The following is a 6,264-nucleotide window of genomic DNA, read 5'->3' as shown; positions in this document are numbered from 1 at the left end:
ACCTGTTGGGTGCAATTGCTGCATATTGTTGCTTTCCCAAGAAGCCGTGTATCAATGTTACAAGAACTATTGACACACAGCTCGCTTTGTTTTGAATTCGTCGAACTCACGTTATTTAAGAATAGGAACTTTAGTTGGCTTCCCAGCCCAGTGCGCTGGCTCCCAATACGGCAGCATCGCTCTCTTTCAGTTCCGAGAGTACGATTTTCACTTTGCCTTTGTAGATGGGGAGCAGGTTACGCTCCATGGCTTCGCGGATAGGACGCATGATGAGTTCGCCCGATTTGGCCAAACCTCCAAAGAGAACAATCATACGGGGGCTCGAGAAGGCTACGAAATCGGCAAATGCCTCACCCAGGATTTTACCGGTATATTCAAAAATTTCTTGTGAGAGTTTATCTCCCGATACGGCAGCATCGTAAACATCTTTTGATGTGATGTCTTGGATGGGCAGTTGTCTCAAGGAAGACTCATCATTACGAATCTCGAGAAATTCGCGGGCCGTACGGGCTACTCCTGTGGCCGATGCATAGGCTTCGAGGCAACCGGTGCGGCCACAACCGCAAAGACGGCCGTTGCCCCGGCGAACGATGACGTGTCCCAACTCCCCGGCAAATCCGTCATGGCCATAAACCATTTGGCCGTTGATGACAATACCGCTACCTACACCAGTACCGAGTGTGATCATGATGAAATCTTTCACCCCGCGAGCTGCACCGTAGGTCATTTCGCCAATAGCGGCAGCGTTGGCATCGTTGGTGATGGTTACGGGGATGTTGAATCTTTCACGAACCATTTGGGCCAGAGGAATTACACCTTTCCACGGCAGGTTGGGTGCGAATTCGATATTCCCGGTGAAATAGTTGCCGTTGGGAGCTCCAATACCAATACCGGCAATCTGATCGGTTACGTTTTCTTGAGCCAAAAGGCGAGATAACTCTTCGTAAAGAGCGGTTACATAATCGTTGATTTCGGTATATTTTTGAGTTTTGATAGACCCTGTGGCTAAGATAGAACCGCGGGCATCGACAATTCCGAACACTGTATTGGTACCGCCTATATCGATACCTACAACATATGGTTTACTCATGGTTTTGTAATAAAAAAATTATTATTTAGTTGATTTTACGACACAAATATAATGATAAATTTCTGATACTGCCGGTTTTTTTTGTTTGAAAAATAATGTAAAAAAATAAATGTATTTTTTAGGACTTTTCTGGTTGTCTTTAATCAGGCTTCGTATTCTTTGGGAATATAGATGTAGAGGCCTTAGTGGCGCAAATTGTAATCTCGGCATAACAAAATTGGCTCTTTTTGTTTCCCATTTTGGAAAAGTGTCTTATCTTTGCAGCCGCAAAACGGCACAATATTGTACGAATCGTGCAATATGTGGCTAAAAATAGAATGTATGAGTTATAATTTATTGAAAGGAAAAAGAGGCGTTATCTTTGGCGCATTGAACGAGATGTCTATTGCGTGGAAAGTCGCCGAGAAAGCGGTAGAAGAGGGAGCCGTAATTACACTCTCGAATACGCCTATGGCTGTGCGTATGGGCGAGATCACCGCTTTGGGGGAAAAATTAAACGCCGAAATTATTCCGGCCGATGCCACCAGCGTAGAAGATCTTGAAAAGGTATTTGCCCGCTCGATGGAGGTTTTGGGTGGTAAAATCGACTTTGTGTTGCACTCGATAGGCATGTCGCCCAATGTGCGGAAAAAGCGTCCGTATGACGATTTGGACTATGATATGCTCTCCAAGACTTTGGATATCTCGGCCATCTCATTTCACAAGATGATACAGGTAGCTAAAAAAATGGATGCCATTAACGAGTATGGTTCTATTGTGGCATTGTCGTATGTAGCCGCCCAGCGTACGCTGTTTGGGTATAACGATATGGCCGATGCAAAGGCTCTGTTGGAGTCGATCGCCCGTAGCTTCGGTTATATTTATGGCCGCGAGAAGAATGTGCGTATCAATACGATTTCGCAATCGCCTACGATGACGACGGCCGGTAGCGGTGTAAAAGGAATGGAGTCGTTGATGGATTTTGCCAATCGGATGTCTCCCTTGGGTAATGCTAATGCCGATGAGTGCGCCGATTACTGTATTGTAATGTTCTCCGATTTGACTCGCAAGGTGACCATGCAGAACCTCTATCATGATGGAGGTTTCTCGAGTATGGGTATGAGTTTGCGTGCCATGACTCAGTATAACAAGAGTTTTGATGAATATCGCAATGAAAAAGGAGAGATTTGCTACGGATAAAGTATGGTAAATTTGGTTTAATAATGTAGGCCCCACTTGAAATCCTGTTCAAGCGGGGCCTATTTTTTAAAGTCAGCAATTATTTGTCTGAATCAGTTGGGGTGGAGGAACTACGCTTGTTCTCGGGGTCGCCATAGACCTCATCGTAGAAACGTTTGTATCGTTGCCACTGGGGATCATTCTCCCATAAGAGTCTATAAGTTTCTTTCTCGGTCTCGGAAAGTGGCTTCCCTAATTCTTCGTAATATTCGTCTCCCATTTGTTCTCTAATTCTTTGATTCATTTCGGAAATAGAGTAGTCTTCTTTCAGAGCATTACGTGAAAGACTTATAATATCTGCCAACTCGTCGTTGGAAAATCTTAATCCAGGCATGAATATTCTGAGCATACCTCTCAAGTCTGCGCAGATTTGCCTCCAGGCTGGAGTATGTCTTCCCGTGGCTGCCAGGTCGGCTAAATATTCTTCGGCGTCATTTGTACGAGCGTTCCATGAATTACCACTCAATTTCCAGAGAGAAGGAATTGAGTCGTATATTCTCATAAGAAATTCGTCTTTAAAGTAGGTGCTACCAAAAAGAGCATTGAGTCCACGATGTCCTACGGCTTCATGCAGTAGGACATGTTGTAACATTTCATAAGAAGGAAGGTTTTCAAGTACGATTCCTATAGAGCCATTATGTCTATAGAAACCTCCTATTCGTGCTCCATCTAATTTGATTCTCAGAATTGGCTTTGGAATATCCGCTTCTCTCTCATAAATAAATACGTTATCTACTCCCATGCGATCGACGAGATCTTTAGTCAAAAGATATTTGCCGCGTAGAGACATCTCCTGCCAGGCTTGGTCTTTGGCAGGATCTCGCAGAACGGTACTCAGAGGGTCGGGTTCATTGATCTCTTTTTCAATTTGGATATCTCGACGAGTTTCACTGGTCGAAAGAGACCGTATCATGTCGGGATCGACGTCGTAGATGGTGACGGGTTTTCTACGATCGGGACTGATGACAGTCGCACTCCTGCTTTCGGGGTCGTAGTCGAGAACCTCCCAAGTAGATCCATCTTGATTGAGTATGGCAGTAGCCTCTTGTTGGTTGCGTCGGATATTTTTCTTATGCAAATTGGAAACTCGGCCTATACCTCCGGCAACAGCACCTCCAGCTCCTCCCGTGGCCATTCCCATAGCCGCATTTTGAAGTATCGAGTTGAGGGTTGGGTAGTCTTCGGGATTGGCATATACCATTTGTCCCATGTCATGAGCTACCGAATTGAGTCCCTCAGATACACTCCCAGCAGCGGCATCTTTTGCCGTTCCGAGCAGTACTCCCGATTTATCGGAGTATGAGAGGTTGCGCAATAATTGTTTCGCTTCCTTTTGGGCGGCTTTGTTTTTAAGAAGTTCCTTTTTGAAGTAGTTTGAAGCTTGTCTTTTGATTCCCGATTTCAAATTACCCAAGTAGCGACTTTGCAGAATGGTGTCGAAAAGGAAGTCGGCTCCCATACAGATGGCCGTGTAGGCCGTACGTTGGAAGGAGGATAAAGGTTGTCCGATCTCCTCTTCGTAATTGTCGAGTTCCATTTGGGCTTGGGCATGACTCTGGAGAACCGATGTCCCTACATTGAGGGCGCCTGCGGCAATACCGGCAGGTGCCGACGCTGCCCCTATGGCAACGGGGATTCCTGTTCGAGATACGTCGGCTAGGAATGAACCTGCCGTAGCCCATCCCTCGGTTTCAGGGAAAGCATTTTCGGTAGCTCGGGCTTCTTCCATAATACGTTTCCCTTCAGTTCCCCATCTAGCCGTTTCAGAGAGTTGTCGGGCTATTTCTCCTTGAGGCAGTCCATCTTCTCGAAGGCGTTGATACTCTTTGAGCCCTTCCAATTCGATGCGAGGTTGGTCCACGGGTTTTTGTTTAGGTACATTTTCAAGAGAGTCTGCTTTATGTTGCAGTTGGGCATCGGTACTGTTTTCATACTCGGGAAGATGTTCCAGGGCGCTTTTGGCAGCATCCGATTTATCCTCGGAGAGGAGATCCTGTATGTATCCTCGTGAATATTTCAGATCGTTCCAGATGCGTTTACCCGACAGATCAAGTCCTTCGGTAAGGCTTCTCAATTTGCGAGGTTCTGGTTTTTTAGTTGGCCTGTTGGGGTCGGGGTTGACAGGATAATCGGGTTTTAACGGGATTGTGGGTTCATACGTCCGAGGTTCAAACGGAACGTTCGTTTGAGCTTTGGGCAGTGGAACGGTGTATTGGGGTATTTTGTCGTTGTCGCTTTCTTCTTCGTTTTGGTAAAGATCTTGTAAATAGGGATTGATAAGGTCCCAGCCATACATCCCGTTACCCTCGTTAGTGGAAATTTCTTGTAAACTTTTCATAATTGTCGATCAATGGGTTTGGTTTGAAACTCGGCTTCCCAGATATTTGGCCAATATGCAGGCTTGTTTCTTGGGGAATCCTGTGGATATCAACAGATTGAATATGTGGTGCTTGCTCTCGAATTCATTACGCCCGGCATAAATAGCCTTTAGCAGGGCCTTTTCGTTTAAAGCCGGGCAGCGATATTCTCGATCGTATTGTCCGGATGAGAATGCCGACCACAACAGGTAGTTACGATAACGTTGCTCTTTCTCGGGGTAGGAGTGTGGAAGCCATATCTCGGCCAGAGTCGGATCGATATCGCGTTCGGGCTGGTGTAGCAGTTCGAGTAACTCTTTCAGTGTATCTAACTCTTGATAGAAGAGGTGGGAATCATTGTGCTTGTTATCCCTTCTTTTTAGAGCATCGAGATAGGCTCGACAGGATTCCAGAAAGCACTTCCCCTCGTTCATGTAATCGGTAAGTCGGAGAGTGGACTCGGGACTTAAGTTTTCGGTAGAAGTTGTGTGATTGCTCATTGTGTGGATAGGTTTTAGTTAAACATAGATCTCAGTGTGTTGAGAGTAGAGGAAAATGAATTACCGAGTATGTGGTTCATGTAATTCGATTTTGCAGGCTGGTAGTACTCTTCCAACGCATTGCGAGCCGTGAGGTAATTTCTCAGCGTATTCTCTTTCCAATTTGTGGCATAGCTGGCTACTTGGCTCACCGCTTTGCCGTAGGCTTGGTTTTGAGCTTTTTGGGTGGCAGTAATGGTCTCGGGGGTTGCTCCGGTAATACTGGCCTGATTTTTCAGATCTTGAGTCGATTGGGTCATTTGTTCGCGCATATCGCTGAGCAACCCTCTCACGTCTGATCGATCGAGCATATTGCTGTAATAGTTTCGGTTAAAGAGACCATTCAACTTCAGCAATTCTTTTTCATACTGTTGCTGTTGCTCCTGCATGATTTGTTGTGCCTGGTTTCTTTCGTTTCGAGAAATCAGGAAACTCCCCACCAAGGGGATTGCGGTTGAGATTAGATTAAACATATTTTCCTGTTTTTACGGGTTGGTGATATTTGTCGCAAATATCTGTATCTCAAGGTCGGTAATTGTGGCAGGATTGAAAAATGCGATATTTGCCAGGCTGAGTAGTTGCGTTTAGGCCTTCGAACGGGGGAGGTATAGGAATTAAGAGTTGGTATAATTTGAAATAGTATCGGCCCCCTTTTTTTGTGTTAATATATATTGAATCTGGAAGAAATGGTAGATAAATTGTTGAAGAATACAACTTTTTATGCGGGTTTGTTCGTGGATCTAAACAAAAAATTTCAAATTGTCATTAAGATGGCATAATTGAGAATAGGAAATCATTTTTTACCAAATGTGAAATCGGGAATTAAAATATCTTTTTATTTTTGCGAAAAACGCTTACAGTATGATACTGTTTGTTTTGGGTATAGAATGTAACCTCAACTATATTCATCATTAATTTTATTCTAGGAAAGTGTTATGAAGAAACACTGCTGTCCGGAGAAATTTTACCATAAAGTAGGTTGCTCGACAGAACCCGCCTCCGGAACACTAACTGGAGTTGTCGGCTGATTATAAATTTCACGGATATTCGCCCTCTGGAA

Annotated in this window: 5 protein-coding genes and 1 pseudogene; 2 read left to right on the top strand and 4 right to left on the bottom strand. The window is 44.7% G+C overall.

What is annotated here, in order from left to right; genetic code table 11:
* A pseudogene (locus tag B5G10_RS12885) lies at positions 1–95 on the top strand (IS982 family transposase); the annotation flags it as partial.
* Between the two features lie 35 nt (positions 96–130).
* Here B5G10_RS12885 and B5G10_RS12370 read toward each other — a convergent pair.
* Entirely contained in the window at positions 131–1,090 is a 960-nt protein-coding gene (locus tag B5G10_RS12370; protein WP_087425037.1) for an ROK family protein, read from the bottom strand.
* Between the two features lie 321 nt (positions 1,091–1,411).
* Here B5G10_RS12370 and B5G10_RS12365 point away from each other — a divergent pair, with 321 nt between their 5' ends.
* Complete coding sequence (locus tag B5G10_RS12365) at positions 1,412–2,269, top strand: enoyl-ACP reductase (RefSeq protein WP_087425036.1); 858 nt, start codon at positions 1,412–1,414, stop codon at positions 2,267–2,269.
* Positions 2,270–2,348: 79 nt separating this feature from the next.
* On the opposite strand, the gene B5G10_RS12360 is transcribed toward B5G10_RS12365, so the two are convergent.
* Genes B5G10_RS12360 through B5G10_RS12350 form a run of 3 tightly spaced genes read right to left on the bottom strand, consistent with a single transcriptional unit; the run spans position 2,349 to position 5,677 of the window.
* The gene (locus B5G10_RS12360) at positions 2,349–4,646 is read right to left on the bottom strand and encodes a hypothetical protein (RefSeq protein ID WP_143241153.1); all 2,298 of its coding nucleotides are present in this window, start codon (positions 4,644–4,646) and stop codon (positions 2,349–2,351) included.
* A gap of 9 nt (positions 4,647–4,655) precedes the next feature.
* Positions 4,656–5,165, bottom strand: a complete 510-nt coding sequence (locus tag B5G10_RS12355; RefSeq protein WP_087425034.1) for a hypothetical protein — start codon at positions 5,163–5,165, stop codon at positions 4,656–4,658.
* 14 nt (positions 5,166–5,179) lie between these two features.
* Positions 5,180–5,677: a hypothetical protein gene (locus tag B5G10_RS12350; RefSeq protein WP_087425033.1), complete on the bottom strand. Its 498-nt coding sequence runs from the start codon at positions 5,675–5,677 to the stop codon at positions 5,180–5,182.
* Positions 5,678–6,264 lie beyond the last annotated feature (587 nt).

Source organism: Barnesiella sp. An55, assembly GCF_002161555.1.
Lineage (GTDB): Bacteria > Bacteroidota > Bacteroidia > Bacteroidales > Barnesiellaceae > Barnesiella > Barnesiella merdipullorum.
The sequence above is the reverse complement of the archived record's forward strand: the minus strand, read 5'-3'. Positions and strand labels throughout refer to the sequence as shown.

Coding starts and splice junctions, on each gene's coding strand:
- B5G10_RS12350 (WP_087425033.1), bottom strand. CDS start 5,677: ATGTTTAATCTAATCTCAACCGCAATCCCCTTGGTGGGGAGTTTCCTG.
- B5G10_RS12360 (WP_143241153.1), bottom strand. CDS start 4,646: ATGAAAAGTTTACAAGAAATTTCCACTAACGAGGGTAACGGGATGTAT.
- B5G10_RS12365 (WP_087425036.1), top strand. CDS start 1,412: ATGAGTTATAATTTATTGAAAGGAAAAAGAGGCGTTATCTTTGGCGCA.
- B5G10_RS12355 (WP_087425034.1), bottom strand. CDS start 5,165: ATGAGCAATCACACAACTTCTACCGAAAACTTAAGTCCCGAGTCCACT.
- B5G10_RS12370 (WP_087425037.1), bottom strand. CDS start 1,090: ATGAGTAAACCATATGTTGTAGGTATCGATATAGGCGGTACCAATACA.